The following is a 15,939-nucleotide window of genomic DNA, read 5'->3' as shown; positions in this document are numbered from 1 at the left end:
CTTAACATATGTCAGATATAGTAGAAAATTTCAATGCGTACCGCGCTAAAATGAATGATAAAATTTTAGAAGACAACAATAAGATAGTCAAGCGGATATTTAATTTAGATACCAATGCGTTTCAAGAAGGTGCTCTAGATAAAAAGACCAAAGAATTACTTGGTTTAGTAGCTTCAACGGTCTTGCGTTGCGATGATTGTGTAAAATATCATTTGGAAACTTGCTTCAAGGAAGGTCTTTCCAAAGCTGAAGTGAGTGAGGCTCTTGCCATCTCAACGCTTGTTGGGGGCACTATAGTTATTCCACATCTTAGACGGGCCCATGAATATTGGGAAGCTTTAGAGAATAAAGGTTAAAGTAACTAAAAACCTAAAGCTGATTTAACGCAATCTATATGATTTTGTTATTTTTAGCGTTGTTAGATAAGATATGAAGTTACGAGCGGAGAATTTAATGAAGTCCTATGGTGGACGAAAGGTGGTTAAGGATGTTTCTCTTGAAGTCAACCAAGGTGAAATCGTTGGTTTACTTGGTCCTAATGGCGCTGGTAAAACTACATCGTTTTACATGATTGTGGGCATCATTAAACCCAACGGTGGTAATATTTATCTTGATAATACCAATATTACCAAATTCCCCATGTATAAGCGTGCGCAAAATGGCATTGGCTATTTGGCCCAAGAAGCGTCGGTCTTTAGGAAATTGAGTATTGAGGATAATATTCTCAGCGTGCTTCAAATGACCAAACTGAGCAAGAAGGAGCAGCATGAAAAAATGGAATCCTTAATTGAAGAATTTGGTCTGGGCCACATTAGAACCAATCGTGGTGATTTACTTTCAGGTGGAGAACGAAGACGGACAGAAATTGCTCGTGCTTTAGCCACAGATCCGAATTTTATACTTCTTGACGAACCATTTGCAGGAGTAGACCCCGTTGCTGTTGAAGACATTCAGCGTATCGTAGCTAAACTTACCAAAAAGAATATTGGGATTTTAATTACCGACCATAATGTCCAAGAAACCCTGGCCATAACAGACCGAACTTATTTAATGTTTGAAGGTGGAATTCTTAAAGCTGGGATACCCGAAGAATTAGCTAACGATGAGATGGTTCGCAAAGTTTATCTAGGTCAAAATTTTGAGCTCCGTAAAAAGAAATTAGAGTTTTAATTTTTTTTAGTGCCTTTCCTTCTTTTTTGAGAACAAAGCCTTAATACCTTTCACAACAGCCAGAGAGAGAACTCCGCCGAGTAAGCCCGCAGATAAATCCCTCAAAATTTCAGGTATTTGATAAAAAAAGTCATGTAAAAAGTCAATATAGTGGACAAAAATACCACCTGCTACCAACAATAAGGCTATTGTACCAATTACTGAAAGACTTTTTATAACCCAAGGCAAAGCCCTAATCAAAAAAACACCCGAAGAATAAATTAATCCCTTTTTACGCTTACTTGTTCTAACTAATTTTTGGCCTATATCATCCATTCTTACAATAAAGCCCACAATACCATAAACTCCTACCGTTGCAATAAGCGCAACTATTGAAACCACCAAAATCTGAAACATTAAGGTTTCATGCACCACTGTTCCCAAAGCGATGATAACGATTTCAACAGATAATATAAAATCGGTCAGTATAGCCGATTTAATTTTTACTTTTTCTGCAGCAAGCAACTCTTCTTCCGTAAGATTCTTCTTAACCGTGATAGCTTTCTCTTTAGGGTGCGGAAAAATAAATTCGTAAATTTTTTCAGCACCTTCATAAGCCAAATAAAACGCACCTATCACTAATACCACAATAACTGCCGAAGGAACAAAGGCACTTAATAAAAATGCTAAGGGTAAAATGATGATTTTATTCAATAATGACCCTTTGGAGATTGCCCATAACACAGGCAACTCCCTTGACGCACTAAAGCCAGAGGCTTTTTCAGCATTTACAGCTAAATCGTCACCTAAAATACCAGCTGTTTTTTTTGTGGTTATTTTGGTCATAGATGCAACATCGTCCATTATGGATGCTATATCGTCTAGAAGAGCAAAAAATCCTGAAGCCATGTTTATCGTTTCTATGGTATATGGTCTAAGTTATATTTTTCGCGTCAAGTAGTGAAAGCAAAACGTAAAGAATTATAATCAATGGTATAGCTGCAAAATGTAAAATAAGTAATACCGTTATGCTTAGAATAATGAACACATATCTTACAGCGTTATTCTTAAAACTAAAATCCTTGAACTTCAAGGCAAAAAGCTTCATTCTTGAATTCAACAAATAGCAAGTTAAAAGCGTTACTCCAACAAGAAACCATTTATTGATGATTATAGAATTCATAATATCGTTATCCTGATATTCCAAAATTAATGGAAAGGACATAATTAACAAGGTATTGGCAGGGACAGGTAAGCCCTTAAAAAACGTCTGTTGATCTTCATCTAAATTAAATTTCGCTAAACGATATGCCGAAGCTAAAGGAATAAATAAGCCAATTAAAGGTAATACGGATAACTTAAAACCTTGCCAGTGCATAACGGAATTCCAATGCTCACTATAATCGTTAAAGTTAGGTGCATCGACCGTGAGGGAAATAAGCTTAAACATCACAATACCAGGAACAACGCCACTAGTCACCAAATCCGCCAGGGAATCCAACTGAATACCTAATGGACTTTGGACTTTTAACTTACGTGCTAACAACCCATCAAAAAAATCAAAGAAAATACCGAGAAAAACGAAAAAAGCTGCTGCAATAAAATTTCCGTTCACTGCAAATATAACAGCGATACAACCTGAAAATAAATTGAGCAACGTAACCGCATTAGGAACATGGCGCTTTAAACCCATAAATTTAGTTTATGTACAAATATAAAAGTATTTGGCCCTAGAACAATAAGAACCCACTTTTCAAGTTAAATAGATAGGAAAATAATGTGCATCTTTGCAAAAAAAAGCTTGCTATTGAAAAGTTACTTAGTAATTGTACTCACACTAGTAGCGCTCATTGTTGATGCCCAAACCACCAGAAAGTATTCGAACGAATTTATGAATATTGGTGTTGATGCAGCGGCTTTGGGTATGAGCAATGCTGTGGTTTCACAAACTTCTGATGTAAATTCTGGATATTGGAATCCTGCAGGATTGGTGCATCTAGAAGACAACCAGCTCGCTTTGATGCATTCCAGTTACTTCGCCAATATTGCAAACTATAATTACATTGCCTATGGCATGCCCTTAGATGACCGAAGTGCTATTGGTATATCCTTGATACGATTTGGCGTTGATGATATTTTAGATACAACACAACTAATTGATGACCAAGGAAATATAAATTACGACAGAATAAGTACGTTTTCAACGGCGGACTACGGATTGACCTTTTCATACGCAAGAAAACTCCCGTTAGATGGATTAAATTTTGGTGTAAATGCTAAAGTCATAAGACGTATTATTGGGGACTTTGCTGCCTCATGGGGCTTTGGATTTGATGCTGGAATTCAGTTTGAAACAAAAAATGATTGGAAATTTGGTGTAATGGTCCGCGATATTACTACTACCTACAATTCCTGGTCTATAGATGAGGATAAATTTGAACAAATCAGTGGTGCTGTTGAAGGAGAGAACCAAGAACTACCTGAAACGACAGAGATTACAATTCCAAAAATGCAATTGGGTATTTCTAAAAAATGGATATTTAATTATGATTATTCCTTATTGGCGGCAGTCAATTTAAATGCACGTTTTATTCAAACCAACGATATTATATCCACCTCCTTTGCTAGTATAAACCCTGCACTAGGCTTTGAGTTTGGTTACACAGACCTTGTATTCTTAAGAGGTGGTTTAGGAAATTTTCAAAATGAATTACAGATTGATAATTCAGAAAATCTAACGTTTCAACCCAATTTTGGTGTAGGCTTTAAGTACAAGGGAATTCAAATTGATTATGCCTTTACCGATATTGGCGATCAAAGTGCGGCACTTTATTCTAACGTCTTTTCTTTAAAAATAGACTTCGGTATATTTAGATAATTAAATTTTTATGAGGTTAGGTTTATTAGTCATTGTACTTTTTTTGTTTCATCCTGGTTTTTCCCAAACCCTGAACCTAACCCAGGATGCAGAAGTATCGGTTTTAACCTTTGGTCCTGGGGAATCACTCAATGATGCTTTTGGTCACAACGCCTTCCGGATAACTGATAAAAGCCGTGGTTTTGATTTGGTATACGGTTACGGTGAATACGACTTTGACGCACCATTTTTTTATTTAAAGTTCGCCCAAGGTAAACTCAATTACCTCATTAGTAGACATCGGTTTTCTGACATCTTTGATCATTACTCTCGAAACAACCGCAGTATTGACGAGCAGGTTTTAAATTTGAACGCCTCTGAAAAACAAAAATTATTTGATTATCTAGAAAATAACTACAAACCGGAAAATAGGCGCTATTTATACGATTTCTTTTATGACAATTGTGCAACTCGTATTAGAGATGTAGCCGAGATGGCTACAAACAACAAGATTTCCTATACCATTCCAAAAGATTTTGAACCAAAAACCTTCCGTAAATTAATACATGACCATGTAAAACCTAACTCCTGGGGAGGTTTTGGAATAGACTTAGCCTTGGGCTCAATTATAGACCAGAAAGCATCTGCCAGAGAACATATGTTCCTACCCAAATATATTCACGACTTTTTTGGTACTGCACAATTGGGTAATGGTAGAAAATTAGTTAAAAATTCATCTCAATTATATGAAAAAAAACAAAGTCAATCCCAGTTTGACTTTTTGTGGAGTCCTGTGTTTATTTTAGGATTGCTTTCCCTATTCATTATTTTCAAAACCTACAAAGACCATAAAACTGGTGTTAGAAGTCGTTGGGTAGATATATCCTTAGCAAGTTTTACTGGAATTATAGGTATTGTTCTCTTTTTACTGTGGTTTGCAACTAATCACTCAACAACCGCATATAATTATAACCTCCTTTGGGCCTTCCCTTTAAACATGATTCTGATAAGACAGTTAGGTAAAGAAACCATGAAGAAATGGGTAAAAGGTTATTTAAAGTTTTTGATTATTATGCTATGCCTTATGACCTTGCACTGGCTTATTGGTGTTCAGGTTTTTGCTATAGGTTTAATTCCTTTATTAATTGCCTTAGGAATCAGGTATGTGTACCTCATCAAAAACATGTAATCTCTAATTATTGCCCTCTGTAATATAAAATGGTACTTAGGGTCTTAATGGTAATACTTAAATCTAAGAACACACTTCTATGCTTTATGTAATATAGATCGTATTGAAGTTTTATTAAGCTCTCCTCTACTGTAGAGCCATAGCGCGATTTAACTTGAGCCCAACCCGTTAAGCCAGGTTTTATAATATGGCGTGTTTCGTAAAAAGGTATAATCCTTGAAAGTTCTTTTACAAAAAATGGCCGTTCAGGCCTAGGACCAATTACACTCATCTCCCCTTTTAAAACATTATAGAACTGAGGTATTTCATCTAGTCGTGTATTTCGCAGAAATTTACCGAAAGCAGTAATACGTTTGTCATTCTTCTGGGTCCACTTAACACCATCCTTTTCAGCATTAACGACCATGGTTCTAAGTTTTAAAATCTTAAAAAGTTTGCCATTTCTGCCAACGCGTTCCTGAGAATAAAACAAGGGCCCTTTATTACCAATTATATTGCCTAATAGAATAAACGGTAATAAAATTATGCAAAACAACAATCCTATTATGGCTAAAACAATATCAAAAGCCCGTTGAAAAAAAATATAGAGTTTATTTTCATTACTCCGACTGTATGGGAAATATTTATAAAAATCCTTCCCAACAAACTGAATAGGTACACGTTGCAACATTTCCTCATACACTTGCGTGTACTCCCTTATTTTAAAACCACGCTCCATGAGCAGCATTAAATCGTGATAAACCTCGACTATAATTGCCTCAGCATTAAAACTAGCTACCAAAACTTCAGAAATACGCTCCTTCTGAATAATTTCAAGAAACTGTTTTGGCTCAAACTCCTTTAGCCCTTTATACTTAACAGAATGGTCGGAGGTCGTTTCACTATTTATAAAGCCAACTATTTTATAGTTGGGGTCTTTTGTATCCAAGGCTTTTACCAACCCTTCAATATTTGATACCTCGGCAACCAACAACACACGTTTATAAAATCTTGGGGATTCAATCAGATAGATATAAATAACCCTCCAAATAAAAATAGAAATAATCAGCGCTAAATAGAAAAATAAAATTTGGATACGTTCTTCTGGGAGATAAGGAGAAAGTACCGGTGTTAATAAATAGAACAACACCACGGTTGAACAGGTTATTACAATATTCCTGAATGTGGCATCTAGTTGACTTGCTTTTTGTAAGTCATAAAGTTCAAAAACAGTTCCAAAAACAGAGATATAAATAATTAAAAGCCCAAGTGCTACACTGTTCTCCTGATTAACAGAAAGATATTCAAACTTTGTAAAAAGACCCAAAGTATAAATTCCAATAAAAACCATCAGTATATCTATGATTCTTAGCAGAACCTTTCGCTCGGAAACTTCGAAGTGAATCCCTTTTTTATGTTTCATAAGTAAAAGTCAACTCAATCGTAAAGATAAAAAGTCAATTTTGATATTAAGCATAAGATGAGGACAAAAGGGCTTGCCATTGCGATTTAACTTCTTCCCAGTCAAACTTGGCTACCTTCATACGGGCCGATTGTGTTATAGCTTCCCTTTTTAAACTATTATTTTTTAGATTAAGAATAGCTTTTACCAATGCTTCTGCATCGTTTGGCGGCACTAAAAGACCATCAACTCCATTTTCTATAAGAAAAGGTAAACCGCCAACATTTGTAGATACTACCGGTAAACCTAAAGCCATAGCTTCGATAACACTAACTGGGGTATTATCCACATTTGTTGTATTGATAAAAATATTACAGCTTTGGGATAGCTTTATCCAGTCCTCCTTAGGCAGCAAGCCTGTGAATTTGACTTTTAGTTGCTTGCGTTGTGCTAAGGTCCTGCAATGAGAAAGCGACCCATCTTTTTCTGGGCCAACCATAATCAATTCCGCTTTATGTCCCAGAGATTCTAACTCTTCAAGAACAGCTATAGCCAAAGCAGGATTGTAGATCTTAGAAAAAGATCGCACCCATAATAGCTTGATAGTCTCTATTTCACGGTCTACAAATGTATATTTCTCCAATGCTATGGTATTTGGAATGTACCTGACCTCATCATATCCATAGGATTGAAATATGGTTTGTAAAAACTTAGAAGGTGCCACTAGCTGATGTGCATTTTTAAATATCCAGGCACTTTTTTTTGGATGATATTTAAGACGATTTTCTAATTGACCTCCGTGCAAAATAGGGATGTATGAAATTTTTAAAATCCGACACCATTGACTAATGATTAAGGCATAATAAAAATTAGCAGTACTGTAAGTATCAATAAGCACCATTTTTGCGGTTCGTCTTAACCGCCAAACAGAAGCAATCATGTCAAATAGTCTAACTATCTTGTTCTGCTCATGAGATGCTACATTGACCTCGCAAAACTCTTTCAAATGCTTGCTCAAGCTCTCTATTGGAGAAACCGTGTTACCTTGGCTGGATAATGCGTTTCCTATGTAAAGGACGTTTTTCATAATTTACATTTAATAAAGCTAAAGCATATACAAAACCAGGTGCCGCAATCCTCATCGCAGAGTGATTTATGGTAGCGAACCAGAAGGCAAGAAAGGCATAGAAGAAAAAATTGTGATTATTTGATGAGCGGACATCTAGTGGCTTAAAAAGCAATATTAGTAAAATTATTATTCCTAAAAGACCGTGTTCAGAAAGCAGTCTACTTAATTCATTATGTGTAGCAACTACTTTTCCTAATCTTTCTAACCTGATTTCTTTCATTTCACTAGCGCCAACGCCTAAAAAAGGATGGTCAATGAAACCTTCTAGTTCACTCATAAAAATATTTACTCTTCCTGCGCTAACATCCTCTTTTTCTCGTCCTAACTTATCTTGTCCAGCATAGCGCTTATCTATAAGACCACTGGTTTGGGAAGAACTGACTATCCAAACCAGTGATGCAATAGCTATTAGGGAAAAGAAATATATGACAATCATATTTTTCTGTTTTTTATTTGATTTTAAATACACCATAAATAAAAATGTTGCAATCATCAAAATAGCCGTTAAAATTCCGCCACGACTAAAGGTGACGATACCTCTGAACGCAATTAAACTGAACAACAAGATATTTAGCGTTTTTAAAAAGAGTGTTTTTGAGTTTAGAAAAAAGTTAACGCAAAATACAAACATACCAAGCCCAAGGGCCGTAGATACCTGGTTTGGTCCGAATCCACCTGAAGCCGCAAAATTAGATTGAGTACCCGTAACAACACCCTTAATACTTGGTGTATATAAAAAGAGGTAGGTTGAGAGTGTGATGATCGGTAAACCTATATATAATATAATGGTTAGGATTTGTTGAAGTGTTACTTTTTTATCATAACAGTATAAAGCAGAAATTGCTAAACACACGGGACCACTCAATACAAAAGCTACATTTCTTCGAAGGCTCGCATCAATGTTTAGACCAATTGCCGCGACTATTATAGAGGGAATAAGTAAAACAAGTACAATAAAATAAGGATAACTTTTATTGGATATACCTGTGTAAAACATTCCAATAAATAAGTAAAATATAATGAAGTACTTCGATGATTCATAGAAGATCCCCGCACTGGTCATTCTGAAAATGACCTCAGCCCCTACTAGATAAGCACAAGCCATAAGCACCGCAAGTGTCTTTTCATTTTTAGGAACTGTAATTATTTTGTATAAAAAATAGCCAATAACTGAGAAAAAGTAGAGGCTCGGAAAGAAACTAAAATAATAAAGGAGCGCGCCCAGAACTATATGCAATATGATTTGAGACAAATACTTGCTACCCATAGGCGAATTTTTTTACACTACCTGATTGTAGATATCAACTACTTGGGTTAAAATAGGTTTTTCTGAATAGTCTCGCAATATCATTTCATGAAATTTATGAGCCGACCCCGTTCTATAATCCTTATCTTCTATAAATGCCATGATTGCTTCCGAAATAGTTGTAGACCTATCATCTTCTAGTAAGATTCCATAACAATTATCTTTAATTAACTCCCCACAATCGCCTACATCGGTACAAATAACAGCTAAACTAGATATACCGTACTCTAATAGGGCCATTGGTAAGCCTTCCGATTTAGAAACAAGTATACCTATTTGACATTGTTGCATTATATTGATGATGTCCGTCTTGCTATCATAAAAATAAACAAAGTTATTAAGGTCTAATTTTCTCAATTTCTCAAAAAAGCGTCTAGAATAATCGTCATGAAAATTTTTACCAACACAATGCAGAGTCCAGTCAGGATATTTGCTCGCAACTTGCTGAAAAGACTCCAATAGCCTTATTTGATTCTTCTGTTCTCGCAAATTTGCTAGGCACAATATCCTCTTTCCATTTTCTCCATAGAGTGTTGTTGATGAACCTGTGGCTTTTTTTAAAACTGGGAAGTTCTTGAGGTAGATTACATTTTTGCAATGTAAGTTTTTAGCAGACCATTGCCTTAAGTCTTTATTGACACTAAGAATATAACTAAAGAAGAGGGAACAAAATTTTAATAATAGTTTTGGGCGTTTATTTAAAAACTCACTATTCCCATAATGGTCGTGCCAAATAATTTTTAAGTGAGGTATAAACAGTTTCATTATAACAGCAATGAAAAAGGAAGATGAGTGCGCATGGATTACGTTGATTTTGGTTGTTAGGATATATGACCTTAACGCTAAAAAAGCTTTAAAATCGATAGTTGATTTTTTGTTCAAAAAAATATACTCCACGTTTTCATCCAAAACCTTTAGTAATGGTCCTTCCTGGCGTGTGGCACAAAGATGGGACTGAACACCTAATTGAGACAAACCATTGGCATAGTTAATTGCCAAACGCTCAGCGCCTCCAACCTGCAATGTATCTATAATTTGAAGCGATCTAAGCATTAGTAATTACCTTCTCAATTTCTTTCTCTAATTTGTCTATTGTATACTGCTGGGACCACTCCAATGCTTTTGAAGCCATGGTATTTAGATATTGGTCTCCTTTTTGCAATTCACTTTTAATCAAATAAACAGCTTCATCTAAGTCTGGATTAATCAATATACCACGATTTCCGTTATCTAAAATCCAGGGTAAACACGAAATTTTTGTGGAGATGGGTATAGCACCAAAAAACATACCTTCTGAAATAGCCTTAGGCCAGCCTTCACTCTTAGAAGGTAAGATAGTAAAATGAGCATCTAATAAAGCTGATTTAACTCTGTTTTTATCTTGATTGCCATACACAAAAATGACATCTTGTAACTTATTTTCATCTACATATTCTCTCACTTCAGTAATCAAACTACCATCTCCAAACATGTGTAATTCGCAGTCTAATCCCTGTTCAATTAAAGACTGAATTATTCTAATTGTAAAAAGAGGCCGTTTTCCATAGACCATAGCCCCAAGAAAAACAAATTTTAAACGATTTGAATAGGATTTAGATTTGAAAGGAAGTTGCTCATTAGCTCTATAAGACGCTGGCATAAAAGCCTGAACGTATCGTGTTTGATTTTTCCATTTTCCATAGACAAGCACCTTCATGTTTTTGGTAAGTTGACTATTGGTCAGCAACCATTTCTGAAATCTATATCCCCAAGGCTGTTCACTATTTGGATCCCAATTACCTGCATATTTAGTACTCTTGGGTTTATTCGGAAAAAAAATCTGTAAAATAGCAGCGATAGCCGCAACATTACTAGGACTTCTGAAATGAAAATAATCTGCCTTGTGCATTGCTTTCAGCATTTTAATTGAAATTGACGGTAATTTGGCCATGAAATTTAAGACTCCAAACCATGATTTTACATGGAAAGAGGGAATACTTATGAGCTTAATATTGTTATGTATATAACTAAGGTCGATTTTTTCAAGGTCAGTAGAAGCATCAAAAGGTGCAACAACTATAATCTCCTTAAAATGTTTGTTCCAAATATTCATTTCTGAGATGTAAGGAGCATAACCATAAAGCTGGCCATCTTTTATTTTATGCTTTACAAGGGTAAATATAACCATGACATTAGGCTTTAATTTACGCTGTTCTTTATTTTGATTTGCCTTCACTTATATCTCAATATTCAATTGTAAGTTTTAACATATAATAGGAGCATCCTACTTTTTTGTCTTACAAGCTATCTAAGAATACTTATAATGCTCAAGTGGCTCTTCTAGAAGCTGACTTAATAGGTTTTTTTGATGTTGTGTGTAGTTTACCTCGTAGTTAGACCAGTCCACTATTTTAATTTTCTCATTTTTAATTCTTGACTTATGATGTTCCGAAAAATTTAAATTTAATGAACCTAATAAGTTTTCAAAGAAGGTTACAGGATTTTTACACAGGTCTTCGTAAAAAACAATTTTTTTTTCAATTGTTTTAGATTGTTCAAAAAGACTTAAATAATACTCCGCATAAAATCTAATTTTCTTCTCCATGGTTAACTTCTCGAAATCATTCGTTCGGTCTTTATAAAACCATCGCTGTTTTATATAGGAACTTACAACGACCCTAGGATCTCTTTCGATCCAAACCACCTGATAATCCGAAAAAATTTGATCAAATATATTTTTTCTTAAATCTCCTGTGATTTTTGTTATAAAATGATTTTTGTTTTGAATGTTTATTAGCCTCTCCATGGCTTGTTTTAATCGGGTTATTTCATCTGGAGCGGGTTGATGATCTGAGTTAAAATTTTTTACATAATATTTCCAGAAGCCATAAGCTTCAGCGGGTTTAGGCATTTTATTAATTTTAGAAACATCGAGATTCATAATTTTCATGCGGTACATAAAATTAAAAAAAGCCAGTTCAGGAAATTTGGGGTACCTATTAACCCATCCGGAAATCCATGCTAAATCTTGGTGATAACTTATCAGTTGACTTAAAAGGGTAGTACCTGACCTTCCTGGACCATTGAGTATTATATTCATTATGCCCTAGCTTTCAATTAATTTTTGGTACATCTCTATATTTTGTTTCATCAGAACTTTTAAACTAAAACGTTCTTTTACATCATTTATGGCATTATGACCCATTTCAAATGCCTCTTCACGATTTTGTAACATATAAATAATTTGTTCCGCTAAATCATCAATATCTAGGGGATTGCACAATAATCCTGTTTTATTATGTATAATCACTTCATTACCTGGGCCTTTATTAGAAGACACCACTGGTTTACCCATAGAAAGGGCCTCAACGATGGTTTGACCAAAAGTTTCCATGTGTGATGGGTATGCACAAACCGAGGCCTTTTCAATCTCTTTTGGAATTTGTGTATTTTCAATGGCCCCTAAAAAGTAAATATCATTTTCAACCTCTTTAGGGATTTCAGATTTTAAATAAGCTAGATAAGAGTTTTGTGTCCCTCTAATCTTAGTGTCACGTCCAGCTACTATTAAGTGGGCTTCTGGAACCTGAGATTTGATTTTAGGTAAAGCTTGAATCAATTGCCTTATTCCTTTTTTTTCGCAAATACTTCCTGCAAAAAAGATACGTCCTTCAATGATTTTAGAATAATCAGCAGGATAAAAGCGGTTCAAATCAACAGAATTATAAATAACCTGTCCGCCTTTATGTTTAAAATCTAAAAACTTGGATGTATGTTCTACAACATAATTACTCACGCCAATTAAATAATCTGCCTTTTTAAAGCTCCGTTTTTCCTGGAAAGCTTTCCATGACTCAACGTCTCTGTTCTCTGACTCTGCAAAAAAATGATGACCACCATGCATCCGAATGATATACTTAATATCGGGCCGTTTTCTAATAAAGGCCAAACCCATTTCTGAGGTCTCAATCACATCTATGGGCTGTTTTTTATGTAAATCTGTGATGGCCTTATTAAGAATTTTATTGTTTATGAACCATCCTAATTTTTTTATAGTTGAGCGATTATATCGATATATTTTTACACCTAAATCCTCTTCACTTTCATCTTTATTGAGATAATTTAGGCCTATAATACTTACTAGAAAACCCGATTTTACTAATTGCCTAGCTAATGTTTGAACCACCGTCCCTATCCCACCATGCGGATGACCTTTCTTTGGATATTCTGATGTGATATAACAAATATGCATCACGATAAAGATTTGACTATCCTCCTAGCACAACTATCCAAGGGATGCTCTACTAAGATTTCCATCCATTTTTTTCTATCTGGGGCTAAACCATCTGGATTATGTAAAGCAAGTTCTACCTTATTTAATATTTCTGATCTTTGGTTAATCCATCCGACGGCCTCCAAATCTTCCATGCTTTTAAAATGTTCGAAATTATAAATAGTTTTCGTGCTCCACATGGCATCATTAGATGGATTATAGTTAAGATATAAGCACGGTTTATCAAATGTTGCAAAATCTAGTGCCATGGTAGACCCCAAATTAATAACTAGCTCGCAATGGTAGGCTAAATTCACTTGCATGTTTATATCTTCAGCCTTGGGAAAATATCCGACCCAACCCGTTTGTGACTTAATATTCCATAAAGGATCTACAGCCTTCACTATATCTTTAGAACGTTTTAAAATGTCATCATACCTTTTTGAAAAGTCTACAGGACTTCTTCTAAAAATAATTTGCAAATCGTTTTTTCTTGAATTTAAGCTTTCGGTTACATCCTTTAAGAATAAGTGGTCGTAAGGAGACGTAATGATGTCATCTCCACTAAAACAAATCCATTTCTTTTTCGCATCCAAACCGTTGAGTCTAGCAAAAACTTCTCTAGATATAATACGTTTTTCTTCTAAATAAAACTCGAATTGGGGTGTACCTACAATTTTGATGGCTTGGTTTTCTATTTCGGGGTAATAAGCCATCATTTCGTTTTTCATCCAAGCCGACCACACCAAATAATCATCTGTTCGTATGGCTAATCTAGCTTTAGGGAGGTTATCCCAAGAAAAAATAACCGTGCTGGTTTTTATATTAAGTTGTTTGGCGGCTAAGCAAATAGGCATTAAACCTGCTACGCGCTGATGCGTTATAAAGACAACATCTGGCTGGCACTCTTTTAACCTTGTCTTGTAAGAATTAATAACACCTTGTGGTATGTGCTTTGTACTTTTTTTTTCAAACTTTAGAATTCTATTGTAATCCCTAGAAAATAAGTTCCCCAATATCTTAGCAGCGGCATATAGAATTTTAACCTTTAAATTATAGGTTTGTGGCCTCCAATTGGTTAAAATGGTTTCATTTCTCTTAAGTCTGCTATTATGTAGCATCCTTGCATAAGACGCAGATTCCCTAAAAAGACGTGTTAAAGGTGTTTCTGGTAACAATTCAATTTGGGAATAATTAAAGGTTACATTGTGAATATCTTTAATACCATTGAACGCTTCATGCGGTAAGGGGGACCAAATACTGATATCAGAATTTTTCTTTAAATGTGCCAACACTGAAGAGTATAAATAGTTTTTTATACCTACCCCATCAGGAACCACAAATAACACTTTAGTTCTAGACATCCTTGAACTGCTTTTGATGATTGATTTTCCAGAAGTTTGGTGCTATTAAGGAGTCTAAAAATAAACGAGCACTATTACCCCGTCCAAAGACCTCAATAGATTGCGCTTTTACTAAATTTATATTTTGTATAGTCCTATAGATATCTTCTTTACCATTACTACAATTAATTATGCTCTGATGCTTTACTCTATTCTGTTGTCTGGAACCAATGTTTACAGTGGGTATACCGTAATAAGGAGCTTCCCTAACCCCCGCACTGCTGTTGCCAATAATAAAATTAGCATGCTTTAAAAGGGTTAAAAAGTATTCAAAACGCAACGAAGGAAAAATTTTAAACCGTTTATTGTTTTCAAGATTTTCATAGGCTTTCAGGATATGATTACTCCCAAGATCGTTATTGGGATAAATGACAACATAGTTTTTATCACTTTTTATCAATGCATCCACGAATTGTTGGGCCTTTTGGGCTATGCTGTCAGCTTCTGTTGTTACAGGGTGGAACATGGCTAATGCATAGTCAGAATATTCTATTTGATAGTAGCGCTTCACTTCTTCCAAATTAGGAAGTTGATTAGAGAACATGATATCTACATCTGGTGACCCAATAGTAAAAATAGATTGTGCGAGCTCACCCATTTGTAACAATCTTTTTTTGGCGCGTTCATTTGAAGTGTAGTGTATATGACTTAATTTACTCACAGAATGCCTTATCAGCTCGTCTATGGTGCCTGAGAGCTCGCCTCCTTCAATATGGGCAACCAAGGTGTTATTTAAACTACCCACTATAGCACCGGCCAAAGCTTCGACTCTATCACCATGAACAACAATTAAATCAGGGTTGATTTCTTTGATATAATCAGAAAAACCTTGAATGGTCTTCGCCAACGTTAAATCCATAGTGGCCTCATCGGTATGATTATAAAAGGTATGCAAATTTTTAAACCCGCTGCGTTCCACTTCAATGAGGGTATAGCCGTATTTATGCATTAAATGCATTCCGGTAACGAATATATAAGGTTCAAAATCAGGATGATCTTTCACAGACTGAATTAAAGCTTTGATTTTACCAAAGTCTGCTCTAGTTCCTGTTAAAAAAACGATTTTACGCATGTTATTGTTCTTGACTAAAAAAGATATGGTAACAAACTAAGGAGGTGTTCATGTTTCTCTATTTGTTAAAAATCAAGGAACAATTACAAGCTACAGCTCTCGTTCCAAAATTTTTAAGTACGATATAATGTTACTTATTTCTGTCAGGTCAATGCCCTATTCAAATCATTGACACTGTAAAAGTACTTTGATAAATCGTAT

General features: G+C 35.1%; 15 protein-coding genes. 4 read left to right on the top strand and 11 right to left on the bottom strand.

Going from position 1 to position 15,939, the window contains the following annotated elements:
- The first annotated feature begins 8 nt into the window (after nucleotides 1-8).
- The gene (locus tag CA834_RS11655) at nucleotides 9-356 is read left to right on the top strand and encodes a carboxymuconolactone decarboxylase family protein (protein ID WP_094968892.1); all 348 of its coding nucleotides are present in this window, start codon (nucleotides 9-11) and stop codon (nucleotides 354-356) included.
- A 73-nt stretch (nucleotides 357-429) separates the two neighbouring features.
- On the top strand, nucleotides 430-1,170 hold the full coding sequence (lptB, locus tag CA834_RS11650) for an LPS export ABC transporter ATP-binding protein (protein ID WP_094968891.1): 741 nt from the start codon (nucleotides 430-432) through the stop codon (nucleotides 1,168-1,170).
- A gap of 6 nt (nucleotides 1,171-1,176) precedes the next feature.
- Here lptB and CA834_RS11645 read toward each other — a convergent pair whose 3' ends face one another.
- Together CA834_RS11645 and CA834_RS11640 are read right to left on the bottom strand one after the other, a co-directional pair.
- Nucleotides 1,177-2,058: a DUF808 domain-containing protein gene (locus CA834_RS11645; protein WP_094968890.1), complete on the bottom strand. Its 882-nt coding sequence runs from the start codon at nucleotides 2,056-2,058 to the stop codon at nucleotides 1,177-1,179.
- 25 nt (nucleotides 2,059-2,083) lie between these two features.
- The gene (locus tag CA834_RS11640) at nucleotides 2,084-2,842 is read right to left on the bottom strand and encodes a CDP-alcohol phosphatidyltransferase family protein (RefSeq protein WP_094968889.1); all 759 of its coding nucleotides are present in this window, start codon (nucleotides 2,840-2,842) and stop codon (nucleotides 2,084-2,086) included.
- A 114-nt stretch (nucleotides 2,843-2,956) separates the two neighbouring features.
- On the opposite strand from CA834_RS11640, the gene CA834_RS11635 reads away from it, so the two are divergent.
- Both CA834_RS11635 and CA834_RS11630 read left to right on the top strand, forming a co-directional pair.
- A complete protein-coding gene (locus CA834_RS11635) occupies nucleotides 2,957-4,027 on the top strand; it encodes a putative type IX sorting system protein PorV2 (protein ID WP_094969020.1) in 1,071 nt (356 codons plus the stop codon).
- A gap of 10 nt (nucleotides 4,028-4,037) precedes the next feature.
- Nucleotides 4,038-5,195 carry a lipoprotein N-acyltransferase Lnb domain-containing protein gene (locus tag CA834_RS11630; RefSeq protein WP_094968888.1) on the top strand — a complete coding sequence of 386 codons (1,158 nt, stop codon included), beginning with the start codon at nucleotides 4,038-4,040 and terminating at the stop codon, nucleotides 5,193-5,195.
- Nucleotides 5,196-5,202: 7 nt separating this feature from the next.
- Here the strand turns inward: CA834_RS11630 and CA834_RS11625 are convergent, their stop codons facing one another.
- The 9 genes from CA834_RS11625 to neuC all read right to left on the bottom strand — a co-directional run bounded on the left by CA834_RS11625 (nucleotide 5,203) and on the right by neuC (nucleotide 15,738).
- Nucleotides 5,203-6,597, bottom strand: coding sequence for a sugar transferase (locus CA834_RS11625; protein ID WP_094968887.1), 1,395 nt, complete (start codon nucleotides 6,595-6,597; stop codon nucleotides 5,203-5,205).
- 46 nt (nucleotides 6,598-6,643) lie between these two features.
- Complete coding sequence (locus CA834_RS11620) at nucleotides 6,644-7,663, bottom strand: glycosyltransferase family 4 protein (protein ID WP_094968886.1); 1,020 nt, start codon at nucleotides 7,661-7,663, stop codon at nucleotides 6,644-6,646.
- Nucleotides 7,617-8,957, bottom strand: coding sequence for an O-antigen ligase family protein (locus tag CA834_RS11615; protein ID WP_240507584.1), 1,341 nt, complete (start codon nucleotides 8,955-8,957; stop codon nucleotides 7,617-7,619). Before CA834_RS11615 ends, CA834_RS11620 begins: the two co-directional genes overlap by 47 nt.
- A 27-nt stretch (nucleotides 8,958-8,984) precedes the next feature.
- Nucleotides 8,985-10,064, bottom strand: a complete 1,080-nt coding sequence (locus tag CA834_RS11610; protein ID WP_094968884.1) for a glycosyltransferase — start codon at nucleotides 10,062-10,064, stop codon at nucleotides 8,985-8,987.
- Nucleotides 10,057-11,226, bottom strand: coding sequence for a glycosyltransferase family 4 protein (locus CA834_RS11605; RefSeq protein WP_240507582.1), 1,170 nt, complete (start codon nucleotides 11,224-11,226; stop codon nucleotides 10,057-10,059). Before CA834_RS11605 ends, CA834_RS11610 begins: the two co-directional genes overlap by 8 nt.
- A gap of 72 nt (nucleotides 11,227-11,298) precedes the next feature.
- Nucleotides 11,299-12,090, bottom strand: coding sequence for a sulfotransferase (locus CA834_RS11600; RefSeq protein WP_094968883.1), 792 nt, complete (start codon nucleotides 12,088-12,090; stop codon nucleotides 11,299-11,301).
- Between the two features lie 6 nt (nucleotides 12,091-12,096).
- Nucleotides 12,097-13,242, bottom strand: a complete 1,146-nt coding sequence (locus CA834_RS11595; RefSeq protein ID WP_094968882.1) for a glycosyltransferase family 4 protein — start codon at nucleotides 13,240-13,242, stop codon at nucleotides 12,097-12,099.
- Nucleotides 13,242-14,627, bottom strand: a complete 1,386-nt coding sequence (locus tag CA834_RS11590) for a hypothetical protein (protein WP_094968881.1) — start codon at nucleotides 14,625-14,627, stop codon at nucleotides 13,242-13,244. Before CA834_RS11590 ends, CA834_RS11595 begins: the two co-directional genes overlap by 1 nt.
- Entirely contained in the window at nucleotides 14,620-15,738 is a 1,119-nt protein-coding gene (neuC, locus tag CA834_RS11585) for a UDP-N-acetylglucosamine 2-epimerase (RefSeq protein WP_094968880.1), read from the bottom strand. The genes CA834_RS11590 and neuC overlap by 8 nt, the downstream gene beginning before the upstream one ends.
- Between the last annotated feature and the right edge of the window lie 201 nt (nucleotides 15,739-15,939).

It is taken from the genome of Winogradskyella aurantia, assembly GCF_002266855.1.
GTDB classification, from domain to species: domain Bacteria; phylum Bacteroidota; class Bacteroidia; order Flavobacteriales; family Flavobacteriaceae; genus Winogradskyella; species Winogradskyella aurantia.
Note: the sequence above shows the minus strand (reverse complement) of the source record. Positions and strands in the feature narration are given on the sequence as shown.